The 16,305-nt window shown below is 40.4% G+C and carries 12 protein-coding genes and 1 pseudogene; 5 read left to right on the top strand and 8 right to left on the bottom strand.

The window, feature by feature from the left end; translation table 11 throughout:
- Complete coding sequence (locus tag AC4MCC_RS07475) at positions 1–774, bottom strand: enoyl-CoA hydratase (RefSeq protein WP_491885052.1); 774 nt, start codon at positions 772–774, stop codon at positions 1–3.
- 452 nt (positions 775–1,226) lie between these two features.
- On the opposite strand from AC4MCC_RS07475, the gene AC4MCC_RS07470 reads away from it, so the two are divergent.
- The 3 genes from AC4MCC_RS07470 to AC4MCC_RS07460 all read left to right on the top strand — a co-directional run bounded on the left by AC4MCC_RS07470 (position 1,227) and on the right by AC4MCC_RS07460 (position 5,228).
- The gene (locus tag AC4MCC_RS07470; RefSeq protein ID WP_491885051.1) at positions 1,227–2,525 is read left to right on the top strand and encodes an MFS transporter; all 1,299 of its coding nucleotides are present in this window, start codon (positions 1,227–1,229) and stop codon (positions 2,523–2,525) included.
- Positions 2,526–2,745: 220 nt separating this feature from the next.
- A complete protein-coding gene (locus AC4MCC_RS07465; protein WP_491885050.1) occupies positions 2,746–4,011 on the top strand; it encodes a DcaP family trimeric outer membrane transporter in 1,266 nt (421 codons plus the stop codon).
- Positions 4,012–4,028: 17 nt separating this feature from the next.
- Positions 4,029–5,228: an MFS transporter gene (locus AC4MCC_RS07460; protein WP_159123598.1), complete on the top strand. Its 1,200-nt coding sequence runs from the start codon at positions 4,029–4,031 to the stop codon at positions 5,226–5,228.
- Positions 5,229–5,715: 487 nt separating this feature from the next.
- Here the strand turns inward: AC4MCC_RS07460 and AC4MCC_RS07455 are convergent.
- Positions 5,716–5,874 (bottom strand): annotated as a pseudogene (locus AC4MCC_RS07455) (RepB family plasmid replication initiator protein); the annotation flags it as partial.
- Between the two features lie 942 nt (positions 5,875–6,816).
- Here AC4MCC_RS07455 and AC4MCC_RS07450 point away from each other — a divergent pair.
- A complete protein-coding gene (locus AC4MCC_RS07450; RefSeq protein ID WP_419365521.1) occupies positions 6,817–7,749 on the top strand; it encodes an IS5-like element IS17 family transposase in 933 nt (310 codons plus the stop codon).
- 765 nt (positions 7,750–8,514) lie between these two features.
- On the opposite strand, the gene AC4MCC_RS07445 is transcribed toward AC4MCC_RS07450, so the two are convergent.
- On the bottom strand, positions 8,515–8,838 hold the full coding sequence (locus AC4MCC_RS07445) for a hypothetical protein (protein WP_491885049.1): 324 nt from the start codon (positions 8,836–8,838) through the stop codon (positions 8,515–8,517).
- Between the two features lie 244 nt (positions 8,839–9,082).
- Here AC4MCC_RS07445 and AC4MCC_RS07440 point away from each other — a divergent pair, with 244 nt between their 5' ends.
- Positions 9,083–10,417, top strand: coding sequence for an ISNCY family transposase (locus tag AC4MCC_RS07440; RefSeq protein ID WP_491885048.1), 1,335 nt, complete (start codon positions 9,083–9,085; stop codon positions 10,415–10,417).
- A 180-nt stretch (positions 10,418–10,597) separates the two neighbouring features.
- On the opposite strand, the gene AC4MCC_RS07435 is transcribed toward AC4MCC_RS07440, so the two are convergent.
- The 5 genes from AC4MCC_RS07435 to AC4MCC_RS07415 form a co-directional block, all read right to left on the bottom strand.
- Positions 10,598–11,272, bottom strand: a complete 675-nt coding sequence (locus AC4MCC_RS07435) for a 3-oxoacid CoA-transferase subunit B (protein ID WP_491885047.1) — start codon at positions 11,270–11,272, stop codon at positions 10,598–10,600.
- Positions 11,272–11,940: a 3-oxoacid CoA-transferase subunit A gene (locus AC4MCC_RS07430; RefSeq protein ID WP_005235708.1), complete on the bottom strand. Its 669-nt coding sequence runs from the start codon at positions 11,938–11,940 to the stop codon at positions 11,272–11,274. The genes AC4MCC_RS07435 and AC4MCC_RS07430 overlap by 1 nt, the downstream gene beginning before the upstream one ends.
- A gap of 50 nt (positions 11,941–11,990) precedes the next feature.
- Positions 11,991–13,271 carry an MFS transporter gene (locus AC4MCC_RS07425; protein WP_491885046.1) on the bottom strand — a complete coding sequence of 427 codons (1,281 nt, stop codon included), beginning with the start codon at positions 13,269–13,271 and terminating at the stop codon, positions 11,991–11,993.
- Between the two features lie 210 nt (positions 13,272–13,481).
- Positions 13,482–14,681, bottom strand: coding sequence for an acyl-CoA dehydrogenase (locus AC4MCC_RS07420; RefSeq protein WP_419364335.1), 1,200 nt, complete (start codon positions 14,679–14,681; stop codon positions 13,482–13,484).
- 32 nt (positions 14,682–14,713) lie between these two features.
- Positions 14,714–15,868, bottom strand: a complete 1,155-nt coding sequence (locus tag AC4MCC_RS07415; protein ID WP_034171043.1) for an acyl-CoA dehydrogenase family protein — start codon at positions 15,866–15,868, stop codon at positions 14,714–14,716.
- Positions 15,869–16,305 lie beyond the last annotated feature (437 nt).

Raw genomic sequence — 16,305 nt, 5'->3', positions numbered from 1 at the left:
TTATCGTCCCTGATAATTTGGTTTACGTTTTTCAATAAAGGCTTGCATACCTTCTTTTTGATCTTCTGAAGAAAACAGCATCTGGAAGGATTTACGTTCCAGGGTAAGTCCGGCATTAAGCGGCACATCTTCAGCCAATAAAGCCACTTCCTTAATTTGTTCCAGTGCGATTGGTGGCATTTTTGCCAGACCTTCTGCCATTTTGATTGCGGTTGCCAGGGTTTCGCTGTCTTCCGTTACTTGAGACACCAGACCAATCTGATACGCTTCCGGCGCTGGTACCAGACAACCCGTCATAATGATGCGCATCGCATGGAATTTACCCACGGCACGGAATAAACGCTGTGTACCACCAGCACCCGGCATTACCCCTACTTTGACTTCAGGCTGACCAAACTGGGCACTTTTTCCGGCAATAATAATGTCTGCATGCATCGCCAGTTCACAACCGCCGCCCAATGCATAACCGTTTACTGCTGCAATCACCGGCTTTGAACACTGTGCAATGGCTTGCCAGTAACGCTCAGTACGACGTTGCATCATCTGGATGGTTTCAGCATTTGCCAGTTCTTTAAGGTCAGCACCTGCTGCGAAGTCAGTTTCACCACCAGTGAGAATAATGGCGCGGATATTTTCATCATCATTCAATTGCAGAAAAGCCGCAGCCAGTTTCTGACGTACTTCTGTATTCAGGGCATTTTTAGCTTCTGGACGATGGATCTTGACCATCGCCACATGTGTCGAGATTTGCTCTACTTGAACTACCTGTTCCATCAAAAATCTCCATTTATTTTGTATAGCGAAATTTTATTTTATATAAAACTACGGTTTCTAAACCCATAAATCAAGATTTTTTCTCTCAAAAACTCAAAAAAGTTATTTTTTAATAAAAATTAGAGTAAAAACTCTTGTTCAGTTGGCTATTTTATGATTAATTGATTTCGCAATACGGAATTAATTATTTAATTCGAATTTTGGTTATTCATTTATGCAAATATTAACCACAATGCAAAATAAAAGAATTAATTTCCGTCATAAGGATACTACGTTGTTCAGTGATTTTTCATCCCGGATAAAACGCAAAGATCAGATCCAACCTGATCTTAACAGAGCGAATGCGCACAGACGCTTAGACCGTAGATAAGGAAAATGCTTTTCCGTGAGGAAGAAAATGGATTTAGCGGTAGCAGAGGAAATGCTACTTTTAATTTATAGAGGATATAAGAATGACAAGCGATACCATCGTAGCTGAGGAAACCAAAACGGGAGTCTCCTCTGACGGCACCGTTAAACAGGCACCTAAACGTCTGTGGATGACGGCCTTTGTCTTTGCTTTTTTGATTTTACTATGTGACGGTGCAGACATTGGTATTCTGGCTTTCAGTTTGACCAGTCTGAAAGCGGAATGGGGACTGACTTCTGTACAGGCTGGCGCCTTGGGAAGTTATTCTCTTTTGGGTATGGGAATTGGTGGCTTTGTCGGTGGATGGGCTTGTGACAAGTTTGGTCGCGTACGTGTCATCGTATTAGCAACTATTGCTTTCTCGATATTGTCTGCTTATTCAGGTTTTGCCCAGTCTTATACTGAATTCTCAATTCTACGTACCCTTTCTTGCTTGGGTTTAGGCTGTTTATATATTGCCTGTAATACCTTGATGTCAGAATACGTACCAACCAAATACCGTACTACTGTACTGGCAACATTGATGACTGGTTTCACTTTAGGTTCATTGGTGATTACCATGATTTCGGGCTGGATCATTCCTGAATTCGGCTGGCGTATGCTGTACTGGATCACAATTGCTCCATTAGCTTTGGGTATCCTGATGCACTTTATGGTGCCAGAGCCAGAATCATGGAAACGTGTCCGTGAAATGAAAAGAACTGGTCAAATCGTGGATAATGATGCCAAAAAAGGTAATCCGTACATCACCATTCTTAAAGACAAAACCCATGGCAAGATGTTCATCTTGTGGTCTTTCAGCTCTGGTTTTCTGCTATTCGGTTATTTCGGTGTAAGTAACTGGTTACCAAGTTATCTTGAAGCTGAATTAGGCATTAAATTTAAAGAAATGGCGCTATACATGGTGGGTACTTTTGTCACCATGATGTTTGCCAAAATCATTGCAGGTTATGTTGCTGACAAAATTGGTCGCCGTATTGTGTTTGCTTTCGGCACCATGGGAACAGCGCTATTTATTCCTGTCGTGGTGTATATGCATAATGCCGATAACATTGGCGTACTGATGCTGATCTTCGGCTTCCTGTACGGTATTCCATATGCGATTAATGCAACCTATTTAACTGAAAGTTTCCCAACTGGTGTTCGTGGTACAGCAGTGGGCGGTGCATTCAATATTGGTCGTATCGGTGCAATCTTTGCTCCTATTACCATTGGTTATCTTGCGATGCATGGTTCGATCGGTACAGGTCTATTGGTGATGGGTGCAGCATACTTCTTATGCGGTTTGATTCCTGCCCTGTTTATTAAAGACCGTTTATACGATCCGCAAAAAGCTGAATAAGTTTTAACTCAGGAGAGCTGTAAATAAACAGCTCTCCTGAATCCAAATTTCATAACTTTAATATCGAATCCATATGCTTTGACCTGAACAGGATGTGTCGGGTTGAACAGATCGCGTATTCACTATTTAAAAGTCAAAAACTCTGCATTGCGCAATAAGAGCAACGACAAGGAAAGATTTTCCTTTTTAGATATCAGAAAATTTCTTTAGGGATTAAGAAATGAAAAAATTAGTTTTAGCGACACTATGTGGCATTGCTTCAGCACAGACATTTTCAGCAGAAGCATCTGAAGACCGGATGCAGTTCTTAGAATCACAGTTAAAGCAAATCCAGGCCGAACTGGAACAGCAAAAAGCCGCGCAACTTGCGTTAAAGAATCAGCAGGAAGAAGCCAAAGCACAAGATTCTAAAACTTTAAGTTCGATGGTGGATAATGTCGATGTTTATGGATTGATTCGCTTTGATGGCGCAGTCGATTTCAAAAGTACCACTGAAGCTCGTGGCCGTACCATTAACCAGATCAATAAAGTCCCTTTCACTGAACCTGACTCTACCCGTTCAGATTTTACTGCAGCTGCCAGCCGAATTGGTTTCCTGGCAAAAGACCTCGGTGGAAACCCAAATGTTTCTGCTCGTTTAGAAGCGGACTTCTGGACCAATAATGGTAAAGGTGATGGTGGATTACGAGTTCGTCATGCCCACTTAAAATACTATAACTGGACATTTGGTCAGGCCTGGTCATTGATGTCTACACCAGAAATTAGCACTGAAGCTGTCGATTACAGTTTATTGCTGGGTGGGTCAGTTCTACGTACGCCTCAAGTCAGCTATGCTTTCAAACTTGATCCGGAAAATACCTGGAATGTAGGTCTGGAGTATATGGCCGGTGGTGATCGTTCTTCTGCTTTGCCTGCTTTAACCACTAAATATGTTCATCAATCAGGACCGCTACATTTATTAGCTCAAGGCTTTGTCAATCAAAAGCAAGCGCAAACAGATACAGGTGATATTGAAAAAGTTGGTTGGGGTGTAGGTCTTGGTGGTCGTTATCATCTCGATGATCAAAACTCGATCCAGGGTAACTATTTCCATATGGTCGGCGACCAGCGTATTGCAGCTTTCTTGACTCAAGGTTCAACAACTGATGGTGCTGCCTGGGGTGGTGATTATTCAGTCGACCCAATCAATAATGAACTTTTACTCAATGAATTTAATAGCTTAAATATCGGCTTTACGCATAAATTTACGCCAAAACTACGTAGTAGCATTAATGCCAGCGTTGTTGATTTTGATGATTCCAGCGACTATGCACGCGCGAATCCTGAAACCAATAAACGTTTAACCGACTATGTGGCTAACGTGATTTATTCTCCAGTTCCAAAGATTAATCTGGGCGCAGAATATCACCACGGTAAGCGTGAAACTTTTGATAATCGAGAAGCGGATGTTTCTCGTGTGAACTTATCAGCGACTTATAGTTTCTAAAGCCTTAGGAGACAAGGATGTCAGCCCAAGGGCAAATTTCAAGAAAGTTTATGTTTATGATGGCTATGACCTGCGCACTTTGCGCGGGTTGTAACTATTTTAACCAGCCATTAATTTATTCTATTGCAGAAGATCTGCATATCAGTGTAGCCGAGTCTGGCTGGACTGTCGTTTTAACTCAGATTGGTTATGCCACTGGGTTATTTTTGTTTGTGCCTCTAGGCGATTTATTTGAAAAACGTCTCTACATTTGTAGTTTGATGCTGTGTACCGGTCTGGCGCTAATCGGACTTTCTGCCAGTACCAATCTGCATATGCTGTATGGTTTTACTCTGCTCGCCTCTTTCTGTTCGATTACCACCCAGATTCTAATTCCTTTTGCGGCCAACCTATCTCAAAGAGAAAAAAGTGCTGAAGTGGTCGGTCTGCTGATGAGTGGTGTTTTGGTCGGTATCCTGTTTGCCCGAACTGTATCAGGACTGATTTCTACCTTATGGTCTTGGCACGCCGTATACTTATTGAGTGGCTGTTCTATTCTCTTGCTCAGCATTGCCATGTGGTATCAGTTACCTAAGGCGAAAAGTCAGCTACAGATGAGCATCTTGCAGATTTATCGCTCACTATTTACCTTTGCTAAAACCGAACCGATGCTGATTCGACGCAGCATCATTGGTGGTTTGGGCTTTGGTATGCTGAGTATTATTTTTACCACCATGACTTTTGTGCTGGCGGAAGCACCCTATCATTTTAATGATTTCCAGATTGGCTTGATGGGCATCGTTGGTATAGTCGGCATCTGGTCATCACAATGGACCGGTAAAATGATTGGACGGCACCGAGAAAAATGGGTCGCACAACTCGCTACCACAGGATTAATTCTGGCCTGGATTCCCCTATTTTTTGCGCAGAGCTATTTATGGGTATATATCATTGGTTTAATTCCTGCCTATTTTGGGATTTCTTCACTGCACGTCTTAAACCAAAATCTGGTTTACCGTATCTCGGTGCAGGCCCGTTCCCGTATTAATGCCATTTATATGACCTGTTACTTTTCAGGTGCCGGGATTGGTGCGTTTCTATCACTCAACCTATGGAAAATGTATGGCTGGTCAGCCTGCGTTGCATTAGGCTTTGTCTTTGCCCTGCTAATCTTTAGTATTAACCGCTACGACCTAAGCCGCGAACGCAATCTGGTCAATATCCAGTCCCAATCCTAATCGATCTAAACTAAAAACTACGCACTCATAAAATATGAGGTTGAGTGCGAAGTGCATGACACATTATCTCTGCATTTCTATTTTGAATTCTTTACTGTGAAATTTAGGACTGCTCCCCAGTTTAAAAAGAACTCACTCCTGCCAGCATCATTTTTAGGCCAAGTATTGAATTCTTTTTTCACTTAAATAGAGAATGTTACTAAACCATAATTACTTGGATATCTATTCTTATTTCATCGGGACATTTTTTTCCGTTTAAAGTTAAATGAGACTACATAAAACCGCGGAACATTGCTTATTTATAAAGCGTGGAACATGAAAAATCCACAAAAAAGCCCAATCGGTGAGGATTGGGCTTTTCACATCAACATAAACAATTGTTTTTCAAAGAAAAATTTTTCACGTTTCGTATAAGGTGTATTATGTTAATTTTAGAAAATATTAAGGATGGGTAATGGAAGAAACAGACTTTATAGAGATTGGTACTATAGCTTGATGCATGAATTACCAACGCATCATTAGCATTGATTCCTTTACCTGTTTGTCTGGCTTCAATTATTGCTAATAGAACTAACCTTTGCTCAACTAAATCAAGGTTATAACTTGCATTAATTAAAGCATTATCTTTGACAACTAAATCTTTCATTATTCTTATTACTACATGAAACATCGAAGTAGTCAAATGGTCGATAAACGTAGTGATATGGGTCGATAAACGTAGTGATATAAGCTTTTAATCCCTTATTTATAAAGGCCTACAGCAGGTCTAAAAGTATTTAAAAGTATTTAAAAGCTTAGGCTAGTCAAAATTGCCCTTGGTTTTCGCTTCGCTCAAACTCTATTGAATCTCGCTTTCGCTCGATTCGAGGGGCAATTTTTTGGTTATTTTCATTGTGAATTTAAGTAAAAACAATTTGGAATTCGCTTCGCTCATAAAGCTTTATGCTCGCTTCGCTCGATCTAGTAGCAAATTTCTGCAACTAATCTAAAGTTTTTTAAGATCTACAGCCTAAAAAAGCGGTTTTTCAGAGAACCTAAACGCAAATTTTGGTGATGTCGCTCGTAGACACTCGCTTAATTAATATTTTCTAGCATAAGATAAACACTCTATAATTTGCTTCTATTTGCGTTTAGCAAAGACTTTTTCATTTTTAAGTGATCCCCAGTACGGAAAGCTGAAATGAACTACTATGGCTGAAATAGAAGGTTTAAATGTAGTGTTTTCTAACTGTTCTCTAAAGCTCTAGCCATAATCCCATGTATTATTCTAAATACTGAATTTTTGTCCATATTCAATATATAGATCGGTAACTAAATCTTGCTTCACTGATACGCTTTGATAACGTTTGATACGCTTTATGAGTAATATTTTTATATTTGATACGCTTTGATAATGTTTGATACGGTTTAACGTGTAATTAACATTTTTATTGGCAGAAAAGCTGTTTTATTCTGAATTCGGTGTAGATTTTCTAACGCAGGATAGGTAGATGCCGCAAAAAATGCTATCAAATTTTTATCATTACTTATTTTAGGCTTTGTTGCACAAACCTATCTGTAAAGGCTTTTTCAGCGATATAATTTTCAAATGAAGAAGCCTACACATAAAATCTACCGCACAACCAATTGGCCCGCATATAACCGAGTACTCATGAGTCGCGGAAATATTGCCATTTGGTTTGATCCTGCTACGCAATGGTATGCTCCATCAAAAGGCAAACAAGGGCGAAATCAAACCTACTCCGACGCAGCTATCCAATGCTGCTTAATGATTAAATCCTTATTCCGTCTATCTTTACGTATGGTCACTGGCTTTGTGCAAAGTCTGATTGAACTTTGCGGATTAAATTGGACCGCACCAGATTACAGTACGCTTTGTAGAAGACAAAAGCATATTGATATTGCAATCAGCTACCAAAAAAGTAGCGAGGGGCTGCATCTACTTGTAGACTCTACAGGCATGAAGTTTCTAGGTGAGGGCGAATGGAAACGCAAGAAACATGGAGCTGAATATCGTCGCCAATGGCGTAAACTACATATTGGTATAGATGCCAAAACCCTACAAATACGCGCTATTCAGCTCACAACCAATAATGTCAGTGATTCACAGGTGCTTGGTGATTTACTTAATCAGATTCCACAAGATGAGCAGATTGACTCTGTTTATACCGATGGAGCTTATGACACCAAGCAATGCCGTCAGGTCATTGCAGATCGGCAAGCACATGCGGTGATTCCACCTAGAAAAAATGCGAAACCATGGAAAGATAGAAAGAGTAGCTCGCTAGAGCGAAATGAATTACTTCGAACAGTTAAACGTTTAGGCAGGACATTATGGAAAAAATGGTCAGGCTATCATCGCCGCAGTTTGGTGGAAACCAAGATGCATTGCATCAAATTATTAGGCGATAAATTAATGGCAAGAAGCTTTCCTAGTCAGGTGAATGAAATTCATGCACGTGTAGCAGTCCTCAACCGATTTACGGAATTAGGTCGACCACTTACCCAAATTACGCCTTAAATTTGGCTCAATTAGGGGCGCTTTGCATTTCAAATCTTTGTGCAACAAAGCCTAAAATTAATAAAAAGGGATATGAATTTATAGAAGAAATTTATACAGTTTTAGTTATCTATGTGAAAGTTTGTTTTGTTTTACTTTTTATTTTTTACTTATTGTTTGAAATTATATCTTTTCTAGATTTTAATTTTGAGATTTTACTATATATAAGCAATCATAAAATATCCTTATTTTTATTAATGTTATCATCTTTCATAACGATCGGCACTACAGCTATTTCAATTGCTATTAAAAACTTATATGTGTATCAATTAATATTTATATCTTCTATGTATTACACTTTTATATTTTTAGTTAATAATTACATTAATTTAAAAACAATTGATGAGTTAGTTATTGTTTATTTTTTAGTGACATTGCTATCTTGTAGTTTAACTATAATATATCATTTAAAAAATATTGTTTTATTTAAAAAACTGATTTGCTTTTGTAATAAAATTTATTTTAAAAAATAGAATAATTATATTTTATTGAACCTTAATCGTGGATAATAAAGTGATTTGAAAAAAGGACTAGAGCTATCAGTTGAGTTACTACACAAAACTTACAACCCTAGTTCTTATGCTCTATAGCACTGGATTATGGAAACTTCGGCTTAAACTAGATTTCGGTTATTTAACAAAAATCTCAACTACGAAATCGGTTCATGTAAGGTGTATTATATTAATTTTAGAAAAAGTTAACTTATTTCTTTTGAGATTTTTCACTCTATTGAAGAGGATGTGTATGCATATCTACAAAAGCTTGTACTCCAAAAATGAAAAGGCTAACCAAAATAGCTATTACCATATTGAAAGGCTTTTGTATTTTCTTTAACTGTTCTGGCTTTTTTAGTTCATCAATAGCAAGAGAAAAAGCGTATCCCATAAAACCAATATAAATTACTGTTAATACAAAACTTACTAAGTAACTTTGTTCCCACCCAAACCAACCGCATATCTCTAGATATGCCATCTTTGTTACCTTACTAAATATTAAGCCGATCCCTAGGGGTAAAGTATATATAACGACTTCAGCTACAATTTTTTTCATGTTCTTTATCTCTAGTGACATTTATAAGAAAAAAGAGCTTAGTAAAAAGTAAAGAAAAAATTTCGTATGGGGTTTTTTATGAAAAAAAATCACTTTTACATCATTAAAAAACATCTTTATTTAACATAATGGCTGTTATACGAACTCTAAATGTTAGAACCCATTTAAAGTGTCTATATTCTCACCAATAAAAATGTCTGGTTTATGATGGTTTTTATCACCATGGACTGGATATAAAATATAGATGCTGATCACTATGTCTGACAAAGAAATTCAACGTCTTACAGTTCTGCAAGACGTTCGAGATCATCGTATTACCCAAGTCCGTGCTGCTGAAATCCTGAATCTTTCCACCCGTCAAATTACCCGGTTATTGCAGAAGCTCAATCAAGATGGTGTTTCAGGCATGACGCATGCCAGTCGTGGTCAACCGGGCCATCATCGCCATGACGATTTATTAAAATCGCAATGTCTTTCCATTATTTCTGAACATCTGCTGGGCTTTGGACCTACCTTGGCGCATGAGAAGCTCAGCAGCATGTTTGACCTGAATATCCCGGTAGAAACGGTTCGGCGCTGGATGACTGCAAATGACCTTTGGATTCCGCGATCCAAACGTCTAAAACGCCCATACCAGCCACGCTATAACCGTGATTGCTTCGGTGAGCTGATCCAGATTGATGGCTCATATCATGACTGGTTTGAAGGAAGAGCCACCAAATGCTGTTTGCTGGTTTATATCGATGATGCTACCGGCAAGCTGTTGCATCTACGCTTTTGTGAGGCTGAAACGACCTTTGACTATATGCTTTCAACCCGAGCCTACATTGAGCAATACGGCAAGCCCTTGGCCTTTTATAGCGATAAACACTCGGTATTTAGAGTCAACCAGAAATCCAGGCAAGACAGCCAGATCACGCAATTTGGGCGGATTCTGAATGAGTTAAACATTGATATTATCTTCGCCAATTCACCCCAGGCCAAAGGTCGCGTAGAGCGAGCGAATAGAACCCTTCAGGACCGTTTGATCAAGGAGATGCGCCTGGAAGGCATCTGTTCGATTGCAGAAGCAAATGCCTGGTTGCCCTGCTTTATTGAGCAGTTCAATCAGAAGTTCGCCAAATGTGCGCGAAACTCAAAGAACCTGCATCGGCCATTAACCGAATCTCATCTTGAACTGGATGATATTTTTACCTGGCAGGAACCGCGTAAGGTCACCAAGAACCTGACGATTACCTATGACAAATGTATTTATCTGCTTGAACCGACAGAGCTGAATCATAAGCTTGCTGGGCAATACATTTCATTTCTGGAGTATCCGGATGGCACTGTGGCCCTCATGCATGAAGGACGAAAGCTCAACTACAGCATCTTCAATAAATTGGCTGGGCTGCAGCAAAATGAGATTGTTGAGAATAAACGGTTAGGTTCAGTCCTGGCGCATATCCAGCAACAACATGAAGAATTGGAGAAACAGAATAAACGTTCCCGTGCCAAGAAAAGTATGCCGAGCCGTAAAGCTCAGAAAGCCGATATTGAACAAAGAAAGTTAAATCCTGTGCTTGACTCTTGTGGTTAAAAACAGGACATTTTAAATGGTTTATCGCATAGACATTTTAATTGGTGAATAACACTAAAGTGTAAGCCCAAAATAGAAATGTCCACTTTTAGAATGCATAACTTAGCGCAAAAAATACAACACATAAAAAAATCGCAGCCTAAGCTGCGATTTTTAACGATATTTAAATGGTTTAGGTCATTATACTGATGCTTTTAACTGTGCGGCTGCACGGCCATCAAGTAATTTGCAGCCGGTCTGTTGCTGAAGTTCTTCGAAACTCAAGCCATCCACCATTTCTAGCACCCAAGCCTGATTATTTTTGAGTTCAATAATGCACAAATCGGTATAAATGCGGTCAACGCAGTTTTTGCCGGTAATTGGATAAGTCAACTCTTCTACAATTCGTGGTTCGCCATTTTTAGTGACATGTTCCATGCAAACATAGACACAACGAGCACCAACCGCCAGATCCATGGCACCACCCACTGCTGGAACTGCATCCAATGCACCGGTATGCCAGTTAGCGAGATCACCATTAACGGCAACCTGAAAGGCGCCCATAATACAGAAATCTAAATGGCCGCCACGCATAATATCGAAGGAATCCGCAGAGTTCATAAAACTGCCGCCATCGAGCATGCTGACCAGTTCTTTACCAGCATTAATCAGATCATCATCAGCCTGTTCAGGATCAGTTAAAGCGGTAAAACCCAGAACGCCATTTTCAGAATGCAGAATAATATCCTGTTCAGGTTTTAAATAACCGGCAACGCGTGTTGGTAAACCAATACCTAAATTCACATAAGAACCGGTTGGAATATCTTGTGCAACTTTTTCTACAATTTGTTCACGTGTACGTTTTTGAATTGTCATTATTTAATATCTCCTACCTTCACCACATGCTGCACAAAAATACCTGGTGTTACGATAATCTCTGGATCAAGCTCGCCTAGCTCTACAATTTCATGTACTTGAGCAATCGTGGTTTTGGCTGCTTTTGCCATTAACGGGCCAAAGTTTCGCGCTGCTTTACGGTAGGTCAAGTTGCCCCATTGATCAGCCTGATTGCCATAAACCAAGGCATAGTCCGCATGAATTGGATATTCCAGCACATAATCCTTACCATTGATATGACGGGTTTCTTTGCCTTCAGCAATCTTGGTGCCGTAACCTGTAGGCGTAAAAATAGCGCCCAGACCTGCACCCGCTGCCTGGATACGGCAAGCCAAGTTGCCTTGTGGTACCAACTCTAGTTCAACCTTTCCAGCTTTATACAGCTCTTCAAACACCTTGGAGTTATTGGCACGAGGAAATGAACAGATCATTTTCTTTACCAGTCCAGACAATAACAGGTTGGTTAGGCCACGATCACCAGAAGCTGCATTATTGTTGATGATGGTCAGATCTTTAGGACCAATATCGATCAGGGCTTCAATCAGTTCGATTGGCTGTCCTGCCAGACCGAAGCCACTGGTCATAATATGCGCACCATCTGGAATCTGCTTGAGTATGGTTTCGATATCCTGTGTGATTTTATTCATTTAATTGCTTCCTAGCATCTTCCTGTCTTTATAAATGTTTGATTCATCAATTAGTCAGCTTTTTGTGGGTCAAATAAACGGTTTTTAATGAAAATCGCTGGGATCAAACCACAAATAAAATAAGCCACACTCATGATAAGTAGACCTGTACCAATTGAGCCACCTTGCGCAAAATAACCGATGGTTAAAGGTGCCAATACTGCGCCTAGACGGCCAATGTTATAAGCGCCACCTGTAGCTGTACCACGGACTTTGGTAGAGAAACTTTCAGTCATATAAGTCGCGTTAATGCCATATGGAATACCGTAAAGGAATCCGAAAAACAGCATTAGCCATAAGATATTGTCCGGTGTGTTGCCAAAGACAATGATGGGAATAAAGATGGCGGTGCCCATGGTACCGAAAGCAAATACTGCGCGACGACCAATTTTATCCGCAATAATGCCCGCGATCACTTTGGTACACATCATGATCAGGAAGGTCCCAATCATATAGGTGGTCATTTCTTTAAATTTAATACCGAGATCTGATTCCAGATAAGCCGGTAACCAGTTACTTACACCGTAATAACCAAACTGTAAAAATGCGGTACTGAACGACCAGAGGATGAACATGCGACGGCTTAAAGCATCGGCAAAGATCATTTTAAACGTATTCTTCGGTTTTTCCTGCACTACGCCACTGGCTTTGGCTGCCAATCTTTCTTGACGTGCCTTTAACCAAGCTTGTGGTTCTGGTACCAGGAAGAACATGCCAATGGCAAGAACAATCGGAACAATGGCAATATAGTAAAGGTAGCGCCAGCCTAGTTCTGGAAGTAACCATCCTGCAAGTACAGTGGCAACCACTGAGCCTAATGTCCAACCTGTCATTAAAGCAGCAAGTACTGTAGAACGATATTTTGTTGGTACATACTCTGCCATAAGCGTATTACAGGCAATATAGAGGGCACCTAAGCCAATCGCTGAAAAGAATCGCAACCATTTGAATTCTTCATAGCTTTGAGTGAAGCCCAGCCAGAAGGTTAATGAAGAGAATAAAGCGATCGCAACAACAATCACCCGCACTCGTCCGAAGCGGTCACAAGCCCAGCCACCCAAAAAGCCACCAATGGCCATACCAGCAAGTGTCCAGCTACCGAGTGCACCTGCCTGAATACTACTTAAAGAAAATTCTTGTTTAAGGCTGGTTAGACTGTAGGCTAATAGTGCAAGATCTGCACCATCTACCAATAACGCTAAAAATGAAAAGATAAAAGCCAGAATCCAGACCTTTTTCTTAGGCATATTTTCTTCTGGTGGAAGGTTTTGTTGTGAATTAAGCGTATTCATAATGTCCTTTACACTTTGCTGGCACTCCTGTGCCCTTTAGAAGTTTATGTTTCACCTAATTAATTAAATGAAATATAGAATGTTGAATTGATCTTTAATTCTGAATCTGACTAGATTTTTAAAATCCATCCCAGAACTGGATTGGCTGACTTCAATTAGAGTCAGCCAAAACAAACTAGCCAGCAATGCTGGCTAGAAGTTGATCTGCATTTAGTTGGAGAATGCAGCAATACCTGTTTGAGCACGACCTAGAATCAAGGCGTGTACATCGTGTGTACCTTCGTAAGTATTGACCACTTCCAGGTTCACCAAATGACGAGCTACACCAAATTCATCAGAGATCCCGTTACCACCCATCATGTCACGCGCTAAACGGGCAATGTCTAAAGCTTTACCACAGTTATTACGTTTGATCAGTGAAGTGCCTTCAACTGATGCAATGCCTTCATCTTTCATACGACCAAAACGTAAAGCCACTTGCAGACCCAACGCAATTTCAGTTTGCATGTCCGCCAGTTTTTTCTGAACCAGCTGATTCGCAGCCAATGGACGACCAAACTGTTTACGATCCATGGTGTATTGATGCGCTGTATGCCAACAGAATTCAGCTGCACCCATCGCACCCCAGGCAATACCATAACGCGCACTGTTCAGACAGGTAAATGGACCTTTTAGACCACGAATTTCCGGGAACGCGTTTTCTTCTGGAACAAAAACGTTGTCCATCACGATTTCACCGGTGATCGAAGCACGTAAGCCAACTTTACCGTGAATCGCTGGTGCAGAAAGCCCTTCCCAGCCTTTTTCTAGAATAAAGCCACGAATGTCACCGACATTGCCTTCAGGAGACACTTCTTTTGCCCAAACCACAAAGACATCCGCAATCGGACTGTTGGTAATCCACATTTTCGCGCCAGTCAGACGGTAACCACCATCGACTTTTTTGGCACGTGTAATCATGCTGCCCGGATCAGAACCATGATCAGGCTCAGTCAGGCCGAAACAACCGATGTATTCACCGGTCGCCAGTTTTGGCAAATATTTCTGTTTCTGTGCTTCAGAACCAAATTCATTGATTGGCACCATCACTAGCGAGCTTTGTACACTGGCCATTGAACGGTAACCGGAATCCACACGTTCTACTTCACGGGCAATCAGACCATAGCTAACATAATTTAAACCTGCACCGCCGTACTGTTCTGGAATGGTTGGACCAAGTAAACCTAACTCACCCATTTCACGGAAAATCGTTGGATCGGTTTTTTCATGACGGAACTGTTCTAGTACACGTGGCATCAGCTTATCCTGACAGTACGCATGCGCGCTGTCACGGATCATGCGTTCTTCTTCAGTCAGTTGCTGTTCCAGTAAAAATGGATCTTGCCAGTCAAATCTAATTCTTGTGCTCATTTTAATATTTCCAATATTCTAAAATCTGCTGCTTAAGCGGTCGCTTGTTTAATCATTTCACGTGCGATGATGATTTGCTGGATTTGGGTTGTACCTTCATACAGACGGAACAAACGCACATCACGGTAGAAACGTTCAATTGAATATTCACTGATATAGCCTGCGCCACCATGAATTTGCAGACAGCGATCCGCTACACGGCCACACATTTCAGTCGCAAACATTTTCGCGCATGAAGATTCAGTGGTCACATTCTTGCCTTCGTCACGCAGACGAGCAGCATCTAGCACCATACATTTCGCTGCATAAATCTCAGCTTTAGAGTCTGCCAGCATGCCTTGGATGAGCTGGAAATTGGCAATCGGTTGACCGAACTGCTTACGTTCCACTGCATAATTTAAAGCGTCTTCCAGCATACGCTCTGCCATACCTACACTATAGCCAGCAATGTGCAGACGGCCTTTATCTAGGACACGCATTGCAGTTTTGAAGCCAATGCCTTCAACACCACCGATCAGCTGATCTTTATGAACTTTACAGTTATCAAAAATCACATCACAAGTGTATGAACCGTGTTGGCCCATTTTTTTGTCAATTTTGCCCAGACTTAGACCCGGAGTATTCGCCTCTACCAGGAATGCAGAAATGCCGCTTGCACCTTTGATATCAGGATTGGTACGCGCCATCACCGTAAATGTCGTTGCACGCGGCGCATTAGTAATAAAACGTTTGGTACCGTTTAAAATATAGTAATCGCCATCCTTGACTGCGCTGGTTTTTAAAGATGCTGCATCTGAACCTGAATCCGGCTCAGTTAAACAGAATGAACCAATGATTTCACCAGTCGCATAACGTGGCAGGTATTTCTGTTTTTGCTCTTCTGTACCATCAATCACGATCCCGCTTGAACCGATCCCGTTATTGGTCCCGATCAAAGAACGGAATGCAGCCGATGTACGGCCTAATTCCATTGCGACCAGAATTTCCTCTTCCATGGTGATACCTAAACCGCCGTACTCCTCTGGAATGGTTAAGCCAAACAGACCCAATTCTTTCATCTGCTCGACAATACGCTCAGGAATCGCGTTACTTTCTTCAACTTCATGTTCTAAAGGGACTAGTTCATTTTTGACAAAGTTACGAATAGTCGAAAGAAGTTGCTCAAGCATTTCCGGATCGCGAATCATAGGAATCTCCATGTTATTTAGTTCATCTGGGTAAATTCCTTTACCCTTTAATTTTAGTTTCGTAATACGAAATAAATAATCATAAAAATTCATTTTGAGCAAGAAAAATTATTAAAAATTTTATTTTTTAAGCAAAAAAGCAAATTTTTCTGGCTTTACTTAAAAATTATAGTTAGAATTTTATTTCACAATGCGAAATTTTTAGATTGTTAATAGATTTAGAAAAGAGTTAGATGATTTGAATCAGATCATAATTCCTTCTATAAAAGCGCATCGAAATAAGAATGTTTCAATTAAATCGTGCTGATGATTCTCGTTTTGATTGGGTCCATTTTCCTAAAATTTTATCTGGCGAACTTTAAATTTTCTAAAGATACTTAAAAATCATTACAGGTCTCAAAAACCTATAAATTCTGCATTGTTTTTAGCTAAATAGC

The organism is Acinetobacter sp. CAU_H_56, assembly GCF_058599425.1.
The sequence above is the reverse complement of the archived record's forward strand: the minus strand, read 5'-3'. Positions and strand labels throughout refer to the sequence as shown.